Origin of the sequence: Maribacter aestuarii, from assembly GCF_027474845.2 — a bacterium.
Taxonomy (GTDB): domain Bacteria; phylum Bacteroidota; class Bacteroidia; order Flavobacteriales; family Flavobacteriaceae; genus Maribacter; species Maribacter aestuarii.
Genome location: NZ_CP107031.2, coordinates 3,475,015 through 3,492,702 on the forward strand (window position 1 = coordinate 3,475,015; position 17,688 = coordinate 3,492,702).

Annotated in this window: 15 protein-coding genes and 2 pseudogenes; 7 read left to right on the forward strand and 10 right to left on the reverse strand. The window is 39.7% G+C overall.

Annotated features, from left to right (window positions below; genetic code table 11):
- Positions 1-45: 45 nt before the first annotated feature.
- From N8A89_RS15770 to N8A89_RS15785, 4 genes are all read right to left on the reverse strand, one after another.
- The gene (locus N8A89_RS15770) at positions 46-564 is read right to left on the reverse strand and encodes a DUF7935 family protein (RefSeq protein WP_281543084.1); all 519 of its coding nucleotides are present in this window, start codon (positions 562-564) and stop codon (positions 46-48) included.
- Between the two features lie 99 nt (positions 565-663).
- Complete coding sequence (locus N8A89_RS15775) at positions 664-1,338, reverse strand: hypothetical protein (RefSeq protein WP_281543085.1); 675 nt, start codon at positions 1,336-1,338, stop codon at positions 664-666.
- Positions 1,339-1,669: 331 nt separating this feature from the next.
- A complete protein-coding gene (locus tag N8A89_RS15780) occupies positions 1,670-2,980 on the reverse strand; it encodes an amidohydrolase (RefSeq protein WP_281543086.1) in 1,311 nt (436 codons plus the stop codon).
- 9 nt (positions 2,981-2,989) lie between these two features.
- Entirely contained in the window at positions 2,990-3,541 is a 552-nt protein-coding gene (locus N8A89_RS15785; RefSeq protein ID WP_281543087.1) for a DsrE family protein, read from the reverse strand.
- A gap of 131 nt (positions 3,542-3,672) precedes the next feature.
- On the opposite strand from N8A89_RS15785, the gene N8A89_RS15790 reads away from it, so the two are divergent.
- Both N8A89_RS15790 and N8A89_RS15795 read left to right on the forward strand, forming a co-directional pair.
- On the forward strand, positions 3,673-6,000 hold the full coding sequence (locus N8A89_RS15790; RefSeq protein ID WP_281543088.1) for an ATP-dependent helicase: 2,328 nt from the start codon (positions 3,673-3,675) through the stop codon (positions 5,998-6,000).
- A 55-nt stretch (positions 6,001-6,055) separates the two neighbouring features.
- Positions 6,056-6,946 (forward strand): glycoside hydrolase family 16 protein, encoded by an 891-nt coding sequence (locus N8A89_RS15795; RefSeq protein ID WP_281543089.1) that lies wholly within the window; start codon positions 6,056-6,058, stop codon positions 6,944-6,946.
- A 30-nt stretch (positions 6,947-6,976) separates the two neighbouring features.
- Here the strand turns inward: N8A89_RS15795 and N8A89_RS15800 are convergent.
- Positions 6,977-7,822, reverse strand: a pseudogene (locus N8A89_RS15800) (alpha/beta hydrolase fold domain-containing protein).
- A 51-nt stretch (positions 7,823-7,873) separates the two neighbouring features.
- On the opposite strand from N8A89_RS15800, the pseudogene N8A89_RS15805 reads away from it, so the two are divergent.
- Positions 7,874-8,493, forward strand: a pseudogene (locus N8A89_RS15805) (L-threonylcarbamoyladenylate synthase).
- A 70-nt stretch (positions 8,494-8,563) separates the two neighbouring features.
- Here N8A89_RS15805 and N8A89_RS15810 read toward each other — a convergent pair.
- From N8A89_RS15810 to N8A89_RS15820, 3 genes are all read right to left on the reverse strand, one after another.
- On the reverse strand, positions 8,564-9,421 hold the full coding sequence (locus N8A89_RS15810) for an OmpA/MotB family protein (protein ID WP_281543090.1): 858 nt from the start codon (positions 9,419-9,421) through the stop codon (positions 8,564-8,566).
- A 96-nt stretch (positions 9,422-9,517) separates the two neighbouring features.
- The gene (locus N8A89_RS15815) at positions 9,518-10,519 is read right to left on the reverse strand and encodes a glycosyltransferase family 2 protein (RefSeq protein WP_289644586.1); all 1,002 of its coding nucleotides are present in this window, start codon (positions 10,517-10,519) and stop codon (positions 9,518-9,520) included.
- Positions 10,520-10,531: 12 nt separating this feature from the next.
- Positions 10,532-10,978 (reverse strand): type I restriction enzyme HsdR N-terminal domain-containing protein, encoded by a 447-nt coding sequence (locus N8A89_RS15820; RefSeq protein ID WP_289644587.1) that lies wholly within the window; start codon positions 10,976-10,978, stop codon positions 10,532-10,534.
- A 26-nt stretch (positions 10,979-11,004) separates the two neighbouring features.
- Between N8A89_RS15820 and holA the strand changes: the two genes are divergently transcribed.
- On the forward strand, positions 11,005-12,006 hold the full coding sequence (gene holA, locus N8A89_RS15825) for a DNA polymerase III subunit delta (protein ID WP_281543091.1): 1,002 nt from the start codon (positions 11,005-11,007) through the stop codon (positions 12,004-12,006).
- 2 nt (positions 12,007-12,008) lie between these two features.
- Here holA and N8A89_RS15830 read toward each other — a convergent pair whose 3' ends face one another.
- On the reverse strand, positions 12,009-12,386 hold the full coding sequence (locus tag N8A89_RS15830; protein WP_281543092.1) for a DoxX family protein: 378 nt from the start codon (positions 12,384-12,386) through the stop codon (positions 12,009-12,011).
- Between the two features lie 29 nt (positions 12,387-12,415).
- Positions 12,416-14,677: an aminotransferase class III-fold pyridoxal phosphate-dependent enzyme gene (locus N8A89_RS15835; protein ID WP_289644589.1), complete on the reverse strand. Its 2,262-nt coding sequence runs from the start codon at positions 14,675-14,677 to the stop codon at positions 12,416-12,418.
- A 139-nt stretch (positions 14,678-14,816) separates the two neighbouring features.
- Between N8A89_RS15835 and N8A89_RS15840 the strand changes: the two genes are divergently transcribed.
- From N8A89_RS15840 to N8A89_RS15850, 3 genes are read left to right on the forward strand one after another with little or no spacing between them, the layout of a single operon-like run.
- Positions 14,817-15,359, forward strand: coding sequence for a M16 family metallopeptidase (locus N8A89_RS15840; RefSeq protein ID WP_289644590.1), 543 nt, complete (start codon positions 14,817-14,819; stop codon positions 15,357-15,359).
- Positions 15,360-15,398: 39 nt separating this feature from the next.
- The gene (locus N8A89_RS15845; protein ID WP_281543096.1) at positions 15,399-15,839 is read left to right on the forward strand and encodes a M16 family metallopeptidase; all 441 of its coding nucleotides are present in this window, start codon (positions 15,399-15,401) and stop codon (positions 15,837-15,839) included.
- A 35-nt stretch (positions 15,840-15,874) separates the two neighbouring features.
- A complete protein-coding gene (locus N8A89_RS15850; protein ID WP_281543097.1) occupies positions 15,875-17,596 on the forward strand; it encodes an insulinase family protein in 1,722 nt (573 codons plus the stop codon).
- Positions 17,597-17,688 lie beyond the last annotated feature (92 nt).

The window sequence follows — 17,688 nt, forward strand, 5'->3', positions numbered from 1 at the left end:
CTATTTACTTTTTCCTTGCACTTGCTTCTTGAACTTGAATTTTCCCTACCAGAGTTCTCCAATTTCCTTTTTAACAAAAGAAAGAGCAGTGGCGGAAGGAGAAGCTTTTTCCATGGTTTCGGTTAAAATGTCTTCTCTCAGTTTATCGGCAGATTCCGTTTCACTCATGGCCGCCTTACGAATCATTTGTACCGTGGCATTCTTGGCCGCTTTGATGATGTTCCAACACTCATCCGTCATATAAATCTGTTGGGATAAATTGTGGTCGAACTCCGTTTCAATACTTTTTATTAATTGATTTTCATAAGCTGATTTATCTTTCGTAAGTGGTGCTACACGCACAACCAAGCTCGGAAGTGCCATACGTTCTAGAAATAGCGCCATACGCTCATATGCCTGTAGGCGTATAGGCAGTGTGTCCTTTTGCGAATCTTTGTGCAATAAAAAACGTCTTCTGCCTTCTTCATTATTGGTATGCATCCTAAAAAAGTAAAAGGCAATAGCTCCCGTCACGACGGATGGCAATAAATAAGCAAAGAGTTGAAAAATTTGGTCTGAGGTCATTTTCTGAGCATTTAAAAAAATTAATTATCTATTTTATGACTCTAAAACGACTAATTTATTCAATTATTATAGTAGGTAATCGATGAAATGCATGTTTTTTTAATTCTTCATTTCATCTTTTGCATTTGAGTAAAAAGCTTTATAGTCCGGATGTATCCTGATTTGAATACTCTCTTTAAATCCTCCGTCCCCTGCTTTCACAGAAAGTCGTAAACCACTAACTGAATTTTCTTTGACAAGCTGTTGTGCTACTGCGGTGGCTTGGCTCAAGGCAACATCGAATTCACCAGTAATTGACATTCCTGTTATCGTAATGGCAGATTGCGGACTTGCGTTAATAAGTTTGGCCACGTTCGATAGCCAATCTTTGGAGGAGTCTAAAAGACTGCTCCCTAAACCATCCGAAAAGAAAAAGTTCAAGTTTTCTGAAAGTATTACAACCCCGTCGTTGACTTGTACTTTTGCATTTTCGCCCATGGTCCTTTTGGCATTGGTTAATACTACCAAAGCTGTAGAATCATTAGAGGCAAAACCGTCGACAAGCCCTTTTAATTGAGCTTCTTTTCGCTCTAAAGTGGCGAGCGTTTTATTAATGTTTTCTGAATTCTGACTGGATAGTGCCGCAAAACTATTCAGGTTTTTCATAAGGGTGGCATTGGCATCCTGAAGTTCGCTAACCTGACTTTGAAGTTCATTGGCCTTTATAAGGCTAATTTTTTCGTTTTGTTTCGCGTTGGAAATGATACGATTTACAGAATCAAGCTTAAATTTCAATTCTTGATTCTGGGCGATAAGCTCACTTTTTTTTGTGCAGTTATAGCTGTAAAGGTTAAAAGTGTTATTAGGGATAATAGTATAGTTCTTTTCATATGAATCATTCTTTTTTATAAGCGACGACCAAGATACGAACAGTCTTTTAATTCTTGCAAACCATTAATAAGGAACTTATTTTTGAAAATTAGCTACTATTGATTAACGCAGGTACTCACTAATAACGTCTAGCCGTCTACAATGGCTTCCGACCATTGGAAAATTGGATTTAGTTTTAAGGTAATCTATAGATAATAACACCCCATATCGCCACCAAAAATTTGGCTAATAAAATTTAACCTTTTGGTTTGTTTTCCAATATTGGCGTTTTATCACTGTTCAAATAATCTAAACTCATTTCAGTAAGTGCCCTAACGCCTAATAATAAGTCGCTATCATCAATCTTAAAATCAGGTGTATGATGTGGAAAAGACTCAGTATTTCCGGGGGTCATACCGCCTAAGAAAAAGAAAAATCCAGGTGCTTCCCTTTGAAAATAGGAAAAATCTTCGGCTCCAGTAATTGCTTTATGTGTTTGGATGTTGGCTTCTCCCGCAACCCGCCTTATGGTAGGCAGCATTTGTTCTACCAATTCAGGATTATTATAGGTAATATCCGTAGCATCCATAATCTCACAGGTAGCGGTTCCGCCATAAGCCTTAGCAATGGTTTCTACCATTTCAACCATTCGCTTGTTTAACTTATCCTTCATGTCATAATCTAAAGTCCGGATTGTACCAATCATCTCCGCACTTTCAGGAATGATATTAGAACGGACTCCACTTTTAATTTTACCTACGGTAATTACAGCCGCCTCTTCCGTTAAATCCGTTTCTCTACTGATAATGGTCTGTAACCCATCAATAATTTTAGCACTAATCAAAATTGGATCTACCCCTGACCATGGTCTTGAGCCGTGACTTTGTTTGCCTTTTACATTTATGGTAAAACTCTGGGCTGCCGCCATCGCACCACCAGATTTATACTTTATTGTGCCAACAGGTGTTTGAGAATTGATGTGTAAACCAAAAATAGCGTCCACCTTAGGATTTTCCATAACACCTTCCTTCACCATTAAAAGTGCACCACCTTCTTCTCCAGGGGGCGGACCTTCCTCCGAAGGTTGAAAAATAAACTTTATAGTACCTTTAATTTTGTCCTTGTTCTTGGACATGACTTCAGCTACGCCCATTAGAATGGCTGTATGCGTATCGTGGCCACAGGCGTGCATAACCCCTACTTTTTCTCCTAAATATTCGGAGGTTACGGTCGATTTATACGGAAGGTCGTTGCGTTCAACTACTGGCAGCGCATCTATATCCGCACGTAACGCAACTACTTTCCCTGGTTTATTTCCCTTTAATATTCCGACCACTCCCGTATAGGCAACGCCTGTTTGAACTTCTATGCCTAAGGATTCTAGATGTTTCGCAATTTTTTCTGCCGTTTTAAACTCCCTATTACCCAACTCCGGATTTTGGTGAATGTCCCTGCGCCATTCAATCACCTTGTTTTCAATTGCGGCATAATCCTTTTCTAGTTTAGGGCCTTGCGCATAAGCGGAAAAGCCAAACAGAAAAATGGCCAAAAGAGTAATTTTTTTCATAATCTATATTTAAAATTTAATTAATCTGTAATTATCGTCCTGTAATTGTATCAAAGCGGTCATGGCCGAAAGCGATAGTTGTACCCCTTCAATAAGTTCATCCTTAGGAAATCCTCTAGAAGCGGAGGATTGTCCGCAAAATATAACTTGAGCCCCAGCTCCGATTAAATCCTTTATCAATTGCTCATTAGGATTATCAGTGCCGTATTTCGTAGTGTAGGCTTCTGAGGTAATCACATCTTTAGAGGCTTTATTGTGTACGACCAAGGCAACTTTCAAATGTTCCACAGGGACGCCATTCTGAGCGTGCATGTTCAGAAATCTAGCGGCAGTTTCAATGCTAGCATTCAGTTGGGACGAATCCTCAGGGGAGTTCATGATGTCAAAAACAGCTTTGTAGGTCTTGGTTTGGTCCGTTTTAAAATCCGTGTTCTCCACCTCCCAGACCTTGCCGTAATCTTTGATAACCGGACCACTTTCCTTAGCTTGACCACTCACAAAGTGTCCAAAAATCAAACTGAAAACGACCAGAAAAAAACCTTTGAAATTAAATTCGCTCATAGAACTAGCAATAGAAGGCTAAATATATTCAAATTGAAAGGAAATACCAGCTATTGTTTATAATTCTAAAAAGCATCACTTTCGGTATCCTTTAATTATGGCTAAATTCACGGTTTAAAACAAACGGAATATTGAGTACTTTTTTAGACGAACTAAATGACGCACAGAAGGCCCCTGTTCTGCACAAGGACGGGCCACTCATGGTGATTGCCGGAGCCGGATCTGGAAAGACTAGGGTGCTTACCTATCGCATTGCACATCTAATGGCGCAGGGTGTGGATTCCTTTAATATTCTGGCCTTGACATTTACCAATAAGGCGGCACGAGAAATGAAAAAGCGTATCGCAACCATCGTTGGAGCCTCAGAGGCAAAAAATCTTTGGATGGGTACATTTCACTCCGTATTTGCCAAATTGCTGCGTTACGATGGGAATAAACTAGGTTATCCAAGCAACTTTACTATTTACGATACGCAGGATTCCCAACGATTAATATCCTCCATCATCAAGGAAATGGGCTTGGATAAGGATATTTACAAGTACAAACAGGTACAAAATAGAATATCCTCCTTTAAAAACAGTTTGATTACGGTTAAGGCTTATTTTAACAATCCTGAATTGATGGAGGCAGATGCCATGGCAAAACGACCACGAATAGGGGATATTTATCAGAATTATGTGGATCGTTGCTTTAAAGCAGGGGCCATGGATTTTGATGACTTGCTGTTAAGAACTAACGAGCTGTTGACCCGGTTTCCAGATGTCCTCATGAAGTATCAGGATCGTTTTAGGTATATTTTGGTAGATGAGTATCAAGATACCAACCATTCCCAATATTTGATTGTCAAGGCCTTGGCCGACCGTTTCCAAAACATCTGTGTCGTAGGTGACGATGCGCAAAGTATTTATTCTTTTCGTGGGGCCAACATCAGTAACATTTTAAATTTTCAGCGGGATTATGATGATGTAGGAATGTATCGCTTGGAGCAAAATTATCGTTCGACCAAAAATATCGTGAACGCCGCGAATTCCATTATTGCTAAAAACAAGAATCAGCTGGAAAAAGTGGTTTGGACCGCCAATGATGAGGGCAATCAAATCATTATCCATAGGAGTGTTACAGATGCAGAGGAAGGAAGATACGTGGCCGGTTCCATTTGGGAAAACAGGATGCAAAATCAACTTTCCAACGGAGAATTTGCGGTGTTGTACCGTACAAATTCGCAATCCAGGGCCATTGAAGATGCGTTGCGCAAAAGGGATATTCCCTATCGTATTTACGGCGGACTTTCATTTTACCAACGAAAGGAAATTAAGGACGTACTTTCATATTTACGATTAGTAATAAATCCAAAGGACGAGGAAGCACTTAAACGTGTCATTAATTTTCCCGTTAGAGGAATAGGGCAGACTACGGTGGACAAATTGGTGGTGGCCGCAAATCATTACGACCGCTCTATTTTTGAAGTGATGGAGAATATCTCCAAAATCGATTTGAAAATAAATTCCGGCACCAAAAGAAAATTAGAGGATTTTGTAACGATGATCAAGAGTTTTCAAATCATGAACGAAGGTGCGGATGCCTTTACGTTAGCGGAACACGTGGCTAAAAAAACAGGAATTCTATTAGAGTTCAAAAAAGATGGCACTCCCGAAGGTATAGGTCGCATGGAGAACGTAGAGGAATTACTAAATGGTATTAAGGATTTTGTTGAAGGACAGAAAGAAATTGACGAGGCTACAGGCAGCATCTCCGAATTTCTTGAAGATGTGGCGCTGGCAACTGATTTGGATAAGGATACCGGAGACGATGATCGCGTTGCCCTCATGACCATTCATTTGGCAAAAGGCTTGGAGTTTCCGTATGTATATATTGTGGGGATGGAAGAAGATTTGTTTCCGTCTGCAATGAGTATGAATACACGGAGTGAATTGGAAGAGGAACGAAGGCTGTTCTACGTAGCGTTGACGCGGGCAGAAAAACAAGCTTACCTGACCTATACACAGAACAGATATCGCTGGGGAAAACTGATCGATGCAGAGCCGAGCAGGTTTTTAGAGGAGATAGATGAGCAATATGTAGAGAACTTAACACCCGTAGATGGGGGGTATCGGTATAAATCATTAATAGATGCCAATATATTTGGCGATATCGATAAAAGTAAATTACGGCAGATAAAACCTACGAAAGGCACTCCTCCAAGTATTGGTCAGCCAAATTCAAATCAGCTTAAAAAATTGAGGAAGATAAAACCTCAATTGGCGCAACCTGTCGGGAATACTAATACCATTGACCCAAATCTGACCGAAGGTTCCTTGGTAAACCATACGCGATTTGGAAGGGGAAAAGTCCTTAAAATAGAGGGAGCAGGAAATGATAGAAAGGCGGAGATACAGTTTAACCAAGGTGATGTAAAGAAGTTATTGCTGCGGTTCGCAAAATTGGAAGTCCTTAAATAATATTCGCCTAGAGTTTTGATTAATAAAATTTAGTTTAAATTCGAAAAAAAAATCTATGAAGATGAATATCAGTTACTTTCTGTACGTCCTATTATTTTTTTACGGCTGTTCAAGTTCTAGTGTGACGGAACAGGAAGAAGTGCAATTACCCGACCCGAAACCTGAGGAAGCCGAATCTAGCGCTAAAGACCCTGATGATGCGGACTACTGGGACGATGCGGCACTTGTATGGAGCGACGAATTTGATGGGACATCCCTTTCCCCTGATAACTGGGTTTTTGAGACCGGTGGGAACGGTTGGGGAAATAATGAGCTACAAAATTACCAAGCTCAGGGCAATACCGAAGTTAGTGATGGAATTTTAAAGATTACCGCCAAAAAGAACGAGGACAATACTATTGAGGGAGCTTTCACATCGGCCCGTATAAATAGTAAAAAATCATTCAAGTATGGACGAATGGAAATTCGCGCCAAAATGCCGGAACACAAAGGAAACGGAATATGGCCTGCACTGTGGATGCTTGGAAGTAATATACAAACGGTCAGTTGGCCCGCCTGTGGCGAAATCGATATGATGGAATATGTAAGTTTTAACCCAAACAAAACACACTTTTCCATTCACAGCACTGCTAACAACCATACTAACGGGACTGAAATCACTTCAGGGGCGGTAGACCTTGAAACTATTGAGGAAGAATTTCACAATTTTGGAATTCTATGGTCCAGTAAGTATATAAAGTTCTATGTTGATGAGGTGGACAATATAAAATTTACATTTAGGAAACCCACTGTTTCCACTGTGGACAGTTGGCCTTTTTCTAATAATTTCTACTTCTTGATGAACATTGCCGTGGGAGGCAATTGGGGAGGACTTGAAGGTGTTGATACTACTATATTTCCCGCCACGATGGAAGTTGATTATATCAGGGTATATCAGGTAGAATAGTTTTACCAAAAAACTAAGAAAAGATTTCTTTTACAGATTTTTATTGATGAATTCTTTCAGTTTAATTGACGTATCAAAAAGATTGAGACCCACCCAACCATGACCCTCGTTCTCGTATAAGGTAAATTCATGGATTACATTTAGTTCAGTTAGTTTCCCTTCCAAGGCAATGCCTTGGGATACCGGAATTAAAGGATCTTGACCACCGTAGAATAAAATTGTCGGGGGAGAGGTAGATTTTACTTGGTATAACGGACTTGCCTCTTCAAGGAGTTCTTCATCATAACCAAATAAGCCGATTAATTCCTGCAATACTGGTTCGGTACTATTTTGGTAGGCATCATCAAGAAGGTTTGTGGGCCCAACCATGCTACATACCATCGCTACTTGGTTATCGGTGTCATGGGCGTAACTCCATAGAAGAGCCAAATGTCCACCAGCGCTAACTCCCATAATTCCCAAATTGTCCGAGATTTAATATTCCACTTGTTTTTCTTTTAATAGCAGTACTAGTGTAGAAATATCATCGATCTGCATGGGGTATGGGCTAGTGCCATTGTCCGCTAACCTATAGTTCATATTTACAATGGCTACCTCGGGAATTTCGGTCTTAATGAATTCGTAGAACCCGAGCATATCATTTTTATCACCAGATGTCCATCCGCCACCGTGGATTAAAAGTATAACACTGGTGTTTAAACTTCTATCTTTCGGGAGGTAAATATCATAGGTCTGTTGAGCGTCCGCAGCGTAGGAGACATTTTTTAGCTCCGTTGCTTCCGCTGTATTTAAATCGCTATTTTCACCATCATCCGTGGAGCATGCGTTAAAAAAGAATAGTATTAAAATAAAAATTGGAAGTGCAACTTTTTTCATAATAAAAATATTACGTTATTTATATAATAACGGTTTAGACCGAGGTTTGATATGGCAGAGTTCATTAAAATATACGAAGAGAATCCTAGCCCAAAAGAGATCAATAGGGTAGTGGATGTCTTGCGGAATGGGGGATTGGTTATTTACCCTACCGACACGGTATATGGCCTGGGTTGCGATATTAGCAATACCAAGGCTCTGGAAAAAATAGCGCGTATTAAAGGCATAAAGTTGGCCAAAGCTAATTGGTCGTTTATATGTGCGGATTTGAGTAATCTCTCGGATTATGTTCGCCAAATAGATACGGCTACTTTCAAAATTTTAAAACGTGCCTTACCTGGACCCTATACTTTTATTCTTCCCGGAAATAATAATTTACCTAAGGATTTTAAAAAAAGAAGACCGTAGGTATAAGGGTACCCGACAACAATATTGCAAGGGCCTTGGTGGTAGGTTTGGGTAATCCCATCGTTTCTACTTCTATTAGGGATGAGGACGATGTACTGGAATATACAACGGATCCGGAGCTCATTTTTGAAAAGTGGAAAAATTTAGTTGATATTGTTATTGACGGTGGTTATGGGGACAATGTGGCTTCAACAATTATAGACCTTTCCAAAGGTTACCCGCAAGTAGTACGGGAAGGTAAGGGAGACTTGGACATCATTTAGAAAGGTAATTTTCATACATAAAAAAAGCGGTCCAATTGGACCGCTTCTCTCATTAAATATTTATTAGAAATTACTTTCCGCCTATGGCTGGATCTTTCATTCCTTCTTCTATCATACTGTAGAACTGATCAATTTTAGGAAGCACAACAATACGTGTTCTTCTGTTCTTTGATTTTTCTGTTGAAGATACAGGTACATATTCTGATCTACCAGCAGCAGTCATACGCTTGGGATCAACATTGAAATCGTTCTGTAAAATTCTAACAACCGCAGTTGCACGTTTTACACTCAAATCCCAGTTATCCAACAATACACCGTTACCTCTGTAAGGAACATCATCCGTATGGCCTTCTACCATAAATTCGAAATCTGGTTTGTTGTTAACCACTTTGGCAACCTTGCCTAGAACCTCTTTCGCTCTACTAGTAACATTGTAACTTCCGCTGCTGAACAATAACTTATCGGAAATAGATACGAATACAACACCTTTTTCAACGCTGATTTCAATATCCTCATCATCCAAGTTGCCTAAAACACCTTTTAAGCTCTGTACTAAAGAAAGGTTCACAGAATCTCTTCTTGTGATTGCATCATTTAGTTTACGAATAGTAAGGTCTTTTTCTTGAAGACTCTCCAATGATTTCTCTAGGTTCTCAGCTCCCTTAGTAGTTAAGGTGGTTAAGTTGCCCATGTTGTTGATAAGTTCCTGATTGTTCGCTTTTAAGAAAGCATTTTGGTCTTCCAAAGTTTGAAGTCTAGAAGAAGCTGTTGCTTTTTCTTCCAGACAGTCGTTTAATTTAACCGTTGCAGAGTTTAATAAATCTTGTGTCTCTTTTTGTTTTGCCTCAAGATCCGCGTATTTCTTCTGTGATACACAAGAAGACAATAAAAGGGTTACTCCAAGACATCCTAAAATGATTTTCTTCATAATTGCTGACTATATTAATGTTTGTTATTTACTAGTTTTTCGCATTTAGCGCGACCAAAATTATATAATTTGGAAGTCGTTAGTTAGTCTACTTAGTTAATCTTTTACTAAAATGTTAAAATTTCTTATTTGATGTACGAAATAAGACCATACTATGGACTTTGTGATATAGTATTTTAATATAAATTTAGCCTTCTCCCTTTTTTTGTAAATCTTTCGAAATTGACGGTAAAAACTAAAGTGAGCCCGTAAAATGGCCCAACAGTGCCGAAATCTCCATTGGAAAATAAAACGTAATGCGGCCACACCATCTAGAAGTAATCTAATAAAGATAATCACGAATGCTTTTCTTCTAGGAAGGTTTTTGGTTATTGAAAAAAGTGAGTTCCTAAAATTTAGGTAGGTTTTCTTAGGATTCATGTTACTCAAAGTAGAGCCACCCAAATGAAAGACCTTAGACTTTCCTATATAGTAAACCTTAAACCCTTGGTTTTTTGCTCTCCAACAAAAATCTACTTCTTCTTGATGGGCAAAGTAATCCGCGTCAAAACCACCTAATTGCCAAAAAACATCGCGCTTAACGAACATACAGGCGCCCGTAGCCCAAAAAATCTCCTTGACATCATCATATTGCCCGTTATCCCTTTCCAAGGTTTGAAAAATTCTCCCTCGACAAAACGGATATCCAAGCTGATCGATGAATCCTCCTCCTGCACCGGCATATTCAAAATGGTCCTTTTTCAACAAATCCAAAATCTTGGGCTGTATAATGGCCGCATCTGTAAGCGTGTTGAAACCTTCAATAATTGGGCTTAGCCATCCTTTGGTAACTTCAACATCAGAATTTAAGAGACAAAAAACATCGGCATTTACGTGTTGGAGCGCATCGTTATATCCCTTTGCGAACCCACCGTTAGTCTCATTCTGAATGATTTTGATTCCTGGAAATTGTTTTCTTAAGAAGGAAACAGAACCATCTGTAGAAGCGTTGTCCGCTACGTATATATCGGCATCCTCGGAAAATTTCACAACAGAAGGTAGAAAACGCTCTAATAGCACTTCCCCGTTCCAGTTGAGTATGACAATGGCGATTTTCAAAACGAAGGCAAATTAACGGCTAAATTCAGGAATCTCCTTCAAAAACTGATATTTTTCCTCTTCTTTAAGCATTTTGCAATGGTAATGCGCCAATCCGTTGGTTACCATCAAATACGTGGCGTCCAAATTAAAATTGTATCTTGCAACCTGGTCGAACGTCTCCTGGGAAATACTTATTGAAGGTGCTTTGCACTCTACTAACAACTGAATACTTCCGTCCGGGTTGAAAATAATGATATCATATCGTTTTGTAAGGCCATTGACCATAATTTGCTTCTCGACGTTTATATGGCTTAAGGGATAATTTTTTTCTTCCGTGAGGTATTTTACCACATGTTGCCTAACCCATTCTTCGGGGCTCAAGACCACAAACTTTTTCCTTATTCCATCAAAAATGAGCGTCTTATTTTGACTATTTTTGACCCTGAAGGTGTAACTGGGAAAATTAAGCGGTTGCATTTGACAAATTTGATGAATTTTTCCGAATGGATGAAGCGTTACAAATTGTTAATGATATACGGCAAGGGGTCATAAAGCCTATTTACTTCCTCTTTGGGGAAGAGGCCTATTATATAGATAAAATTTCTGATTATATAGGCAGTAAGATATTAACCGAAGAGGAAAAAGGCTTTAATCAAGTGGTCCTTTATGGGAAAGAATCATCTATTGACGATATTGTTGGTAATGCCAAGCGTTATCCCATGATGGCTGAACATCAAGTTGTCATTGTTAAGGAGGCACAGCATTTGTCCAGAAACATAGAACAATTATCCAGTTATGCGGACAATCCGCAACTCACGACTGTTTTGGTGATTTGTTATAAGTATAAAAAGCTGGACAAAAGAAAAGCGCTATATAAAAGTATAAAAAAGTGTGGGGTTGTCTACGAGAGTAAAAAACTATACGAGAATCAAGTTTCCGACTGGATTAGAAAAACCCTTTTATCGAGTGGCTATTCGATTAGCCATAAGGCCGCCCTTATGCTTGTGGAGTATTTGGGAACCGATTTGAGCCGAATAAACAATGAGCTAGAAAAGCTAAGATTGGTATTACCTCCAAAAAGTGAGATTACACCTTTACAAATAGAAGAACATATAGGAATTAGTAAGGATTATAACAATTTTGAGTTGAAAAAGGCCATTGGAGAGCGCAATGTTCTAAAGGCTACTAAAATAGTAACTTATTTTGCGCAGAACCCAAAGGATAATCCTTTTGTGCTTACCGTAACACTTTTGCATTCCTTTTTTTCGCAGCTATTACAGTATCACGGACTTAACGACCATTCTCCTAAAAGCGTAGCGAGTGCGCTGCGAATCAATCCTTATTTTGTCGGCGAATTTCAAACAGCGGCCAAGAACTACCCAATGAAAAAAGTAAGTAGAATTATTTCCTACCTCAGGGAAATGGATTTAAAGGGTAAGGGCGTAGGCGCAACAAATGTCAGCCAGGCCGACCTCCTTAAAGAACTGCTCGTAAAAATTATCTAAAATTACTTTTTATCCAAACTGAATTTTCCTGGACCTAGTAAGGCGATAGTAATAAAAGCCACTAGATAGAACAAAGCCTTTTCCTTATCCGCAAAGGGGTCCGAGGCATGAGCTATAAAAGCAGCAACAGCCATGGTAATAGCAGTTGGAATAGCGAATAGTCTAGTCTTATAACCCAAAATAATGAGTAAGGGGCAAATAAACTCACCCAAAACGGCCAAAAACAATGAAGGTGCGGCACCTATTCCTATAGGGTCACCAAATTCAAAATTACCGGCAATCAGCTTTTGAAATTTGGGTAAACCGTGTGTCATCATCATTACGGAAACGGCAATTCTAAAAAATGCCAGACCAATATTATTTAAGAGGGAATTTTTCATGGATAAGTTCGTTTAGGGAGCTAAAAGTATTAAATTTTTAGGGTTTCCCCCAAAATTAGATCCATTTCGTTAATCAATTGATTCACGTTCTGCCGATTGAAATAAAGAGGTGGTTTTATTTTTAGCACATTGTCGTATGGGCCGTCCGTACTGACCAGTATGTGGTTGTCCCTTAATCGATTCTTTAGGATATTAGCCAACTTGGTGCCGGGAGCTCTGTGCTGGTCCAATAGCTCGACGCCTAAAAATAGACCTTCGCCACGAACATCGGCAACTTCTTGATAGTTCTTGACCAAAGTTTTGAGTTCGTCCTTTAAATATTTTCCAACTAAACGAGCCTGCTCTTGCAGGTTCTCTGTTTCTATTACATCCAAAACGGCTTCACCAATAGCACAGGAAACAGGATTGCCGCCAAATGAACTAAAGAACTCCATACCATTGTCAAAGCTATCCGAGATTTCCGTTGTGGTAACTACAGCACCAATGGGGTGCCCATTTCCCATTGGTTTACCCAGAATAACCATGTCCGGAACAACGTCATACATTTCATATCCCCAAAAGAAAGCTCCTAAACGACCAAACCCAACTTGTACTTCATCACTTATACAAATCCCACCTTGCGCCCTTATTTTAGGATAAATTTTATTTAAATAGTTCCTTGGTAGTGGTACCTGACCACCGCAGCCCACAATGGGTTCGGCTATGAAGGCGGCAATTTCACCCTCATTTTCTGTAATCCTTGAGAAGGTCTCTTTTACAAAGTGAGCAGCTGCGTCGTTTTCATTTTTAAAACCAGATTCAAACACCTTGGGCAAAGGAGCCTCCACAATATTATTTGCTTTTCCGCTTCCTCCTTTATGGTTGTATTTGTAATGACTGATATCTATACCATTTTGGGTATTTCCATGATAGCCATGTTCCAGCACCATTATTTTTTTCTTTTTGGTATGTGCCTTTGCCATTCTAATGGCCAAGTCGGTTGCTGCGCTCCCGGAATTCACAAAGAATACCTTATTCAAAGAAGGGGGGAGTTTTGCCAACAGCTTTTCGGAGTATGACAAAAATTCATCATAAAGGTACCTTGTATTGGTATTCAGCCTGGCCAATGTCCGCTGCCCTGCCTCCACTACCTTCGGATGACAATGTCCCACTTGCATGATATTATTGTAGGCGTCCAAAAAGGTATTTCCGTTTGTGTCATACATGTACTGAAAGGCGGACCTTGACATTTGAATGGGATGGCTGTAACTCATGGAAAGCGCCCCGCTGAAATTTCTCTTCCGCTGTACAAGTTGTTTCTCCAAATCTTGTTTTTGCGTCTTTTCAAAGCTGCAGGCTGCTCTTAATGTATCTTTCGCGAGGATTGGATTTATTTGAATCCATTTTCGAAGTAAATCCCACGCGGGCTTTTCACTGATTGTTATATATTCCGAATTTGGCTTCTGTTTTTTGGCATGTGCTGAATTGCATACACTAGTGCTAAGACGGGCCGCAATTAGATAGTAAAGGGCATCGATTTCATGAACGAGTAGGGGATAATAGGAATGGTATGTTTGAATGATAACGGCGGCTACCTTTAACGGCTCTTCCTTGCCCATAAGCATGTAAGTCAATCCAACTGCCAACTCGTTGATGAGCCAAGAACTACACATATCCCCAAAATCTATAATTCCTGAAACCCGACCATTTTGAGTGAGAACGTTCCAATCGTTCGCATCATTATGTATAATGCTTTTTCGGAATGTATCCTGAATTGGATAAATATTTTCATCGAAATGAAGAAAAAAATAGTGAACTAGGCTTCGGTCCATGGGATTATCTATTTCCTCTAGGAATCTTTTATTCTTCTTAAAATACTTTAAGTCCCACTGGATTTCTTTTCCGTGTAACGCAGCATCGTAAAGGCCTAAGAGTGATTTGTCCATTAACGCCAAAGCCTTCCCGAATGATTCCAAAATTTCAGTGCTATGTTCAACTTCACTAATAAATTTACCCTCTAAAAAAGGTAAAAGTCGATACAGTGAATTATCAATGATTGTATAAGGTGTCCCATTACTATTCAAAATGGTAAAGGGAACTTCTATACCATTTGCCTTTCTGAGCTTTGTAAGAACCTTTTCTTCACCCTCCAGTAAAGCAAAAAGCTCATCAGAAAAAGGATAAACTTTTAAAACGAAACTATTTGTAGGGCTGCATACTTTATAATTAATGCTGTCATAGCCCTCAAGTTTAGAAAGGACTATATCCGATAATCCATAGTGCACTTTTAAGACTTTCCGTTCTGCTATCATTTAAAACTTTATTCAAGACTAAAATAATCATTAACAGGGCCCTGAACTAACGAGATATAATATTTTATTCCGGCTCCTAAAAATTGCTTCGATCCTCCGTATAGCTTATATTTATGAATATTCAAAACAAACATCAATCATGAAAAAATTAGTATTACTTTTTTTGGTTTCGGTACTTGCCTTAACCACAGTACGAGCACAAGATTTTGAATTCAAAGCGGATCAAATAGACATAAAATATGAACGTTTTGTATTACCTAATGGATTAACACTATTAGTCCATGAAGATCACAAAGCGCCAATAGCTGCAGTCAATGTTTGGTATCACGTAGGGTCAAAGAACGAAAAACCAGGTAAGAGCGGTTTCGCCCATTTATTCGAGCATTTGATGTTCAACGGAAGTGAAAATTTTAACGATGATTACTTTCAGGCTTTGGAAAGAATAGGAGGAACCGATTTAAATGGTACAACTAACTCCGATCGCACCAATTATTTCCAGAATGTACCGGTCTCGGCTTTGGACCAAGTGCTGTTTTTAGAATCGGATAGAATGGGTCATCTTTTAGGGGCCATAGATCAAGAAAAATTGGACGAACAAAGGGGTGTTGTTCAAAATGAAAAAAGACAAGGTGAGAATCAACCCTACGGGAAGCAGTGGGATTTGTTGACCAAAGCGATGTAGCCTAAGGGACACCCGTATTCTTGGACGGTAATTGGTGAGATGGAAGATCTGAACGCTGCCTCATTAGAATATGTACAGGAATGGTTTAAGTCTTACTATGGTGCGGCTAACGCTGTTGTGGCAGTGGCGGGTGACATTGATCCACAAGAAGTTTATCAAAAAGTATTGAATTATTTTGGGGACATCCCTTCAGGACCAACGGTGGCAAGACAGGAGATAAATATTCCAGTACATAACGGGGATACCTATCAAGTGTATGAAGATCGCGTACCTGAGGCAAGGATTTTATTCGCTTGGAACACACCGCAATTTGGCGCTAAAGAGGATATACATTTTGATTTAATATCCTCCATCCTAACTACCGGTAAGAATTCACGACTGTACAAGAGACTGGTTTATGACGACCAAATAGCTAGCTCGGTAGTTTCCTTTCAGGCTTCAAGTGAGATTGCAGCAATTTTATTACATGGGCCAATGTAAAGCCAGGTGAAGATGTTGCTAAGGTAAGGGCTATTATGGAGGAAGAAATTGAAAAGCTTATGAACGAAGGGCCAACGGAGGCCGAACTAAAAAGGGTCAAAGCGGCCTATTTTTCCGGTTTTATAAAAGGTTTGGAACGTATTGGCGGGTTCGGCGGGGTTTCCGATATTTTAGCATCTAACGAGACGTATTTTGAAGATGCCTCCTATTACAAAAAAGTATTGCAATATGTTGAAGATGCTACAGTTGAAGACATAATAAGCACTACTAATAAATGGTTTTCCAAAGGAAAACATGTGATTCTGTGTAAGCCGTTTGCGGAATACGAGGTAGTAAAAAGTACGGTAGACCGCTCTAAATTGCCCGAATTAACGGCTCCCAAGAGCTCTAAATTTCCGACTTTGGAAAGGGCAAAATTATCCAATGGACTAAACGTAGTCTTAGCTAAAAGAGCCGGCGTACCAACGGTAGTTATGAACCTGATGTTCGACGCGGGTTATAAATCGGATTATTTATCTAGCCCCGGGACCGCGGAATTAGCGATGGATTTGTTGGACGAGGGAACAAAAGAAATGAATTCGCTTCAAATAAACGAGCGATTGCAATTATTGGGCGCCAGTCTTTCCACTTTTTCAAGTCAGGATAACTCCAACGTCTATCTAAATACTCTAAAACCAAGTTTGGACGCCAGTATCGACTTATTTGCTGATGTCGTCTTAAATCCAGCTTTTCCGGAAAAGGAATTTGAACGTTTAAAAAGCGAACAAATCAATAGTATTAAGCAGGAAAAATCACAACCTATCACGATGGCCTTACGTGTTATGAACAGGTATCTCTATGGGGAGGGCCATCCTTATAGTAATCCATATACAGGAACCGGTTATGAGGATACGGTGGAAAAATTGACTAGAGCCGATATCGAAAGCTTCTATAACACATGGATAAGGCCAAATAACGCGACTTTGGTGGTAACCGGAGATGTTAATATGGCCGAGTTAAAGTCAAAACTTGAAAAGGCCTTTGGTAAATGGAAAAGAGCGGAGGTGCCCGAAGTTACCTTTAGCGCACCTAAAGTAAATTCTAAAAACACCTTGTACCTCATGGATAGACCGGAGTCTGAACAGTCCGTTATTTTAGCGGGGCATTTGACCAGTAAATATGGTGACATACCACAAGTGGCCCTGGAACAAATGGTGAGTATACTAGGCGGAGATTTTACGTCCCGTATTAACATGAACCTGCGAGAGGATAAACATTGGGCCTATGGGGCCGGAGGTTTTGTAATGGGGGCAAAGGAGGAACGTCCATTTATAGTGTATGCTCCCGTTCAAACTGATAAGACTGCCGAATCTATCACCGAGGTGCGTAAGGAAATATCTGAATTCATATCTACCCGCCCTGTGACACAGGCTGAATTGGACAAGGTTAAAACGAATCAAATCTTAAGCCTTCCCGGACAATGGGAGACGAACAGTTCTGTAAATAGTTCGGTGGTTAATTTGGTTAAATATGACTTGCCGGATGATTATTACCAGAGCTATGACCAAAGTGTTCGCAACCTTTCGCTAAAGGATGTGCAGGAGGTAAGTAAGATGGTGGTTAAACCGGATGCCGTGAACTGGTTTATGGTAGGGGATAGGTCCAAGGTTGCTGATAAATTGGATGAACTTGGCTTTGATGCCATCATAGAGATTGACGCCGATGGTAACCCCAAGATGCCCGCGATGAAAACTCCCGAAAAGGACCTTAAGAATTAAATTTATATCACGATTGAATGAAAAATCCCGCTCCAAGCGGGATTTTTTAGTTTAACTATTCTTATTTATGAAAAACTTACTGCAAAAAGTTA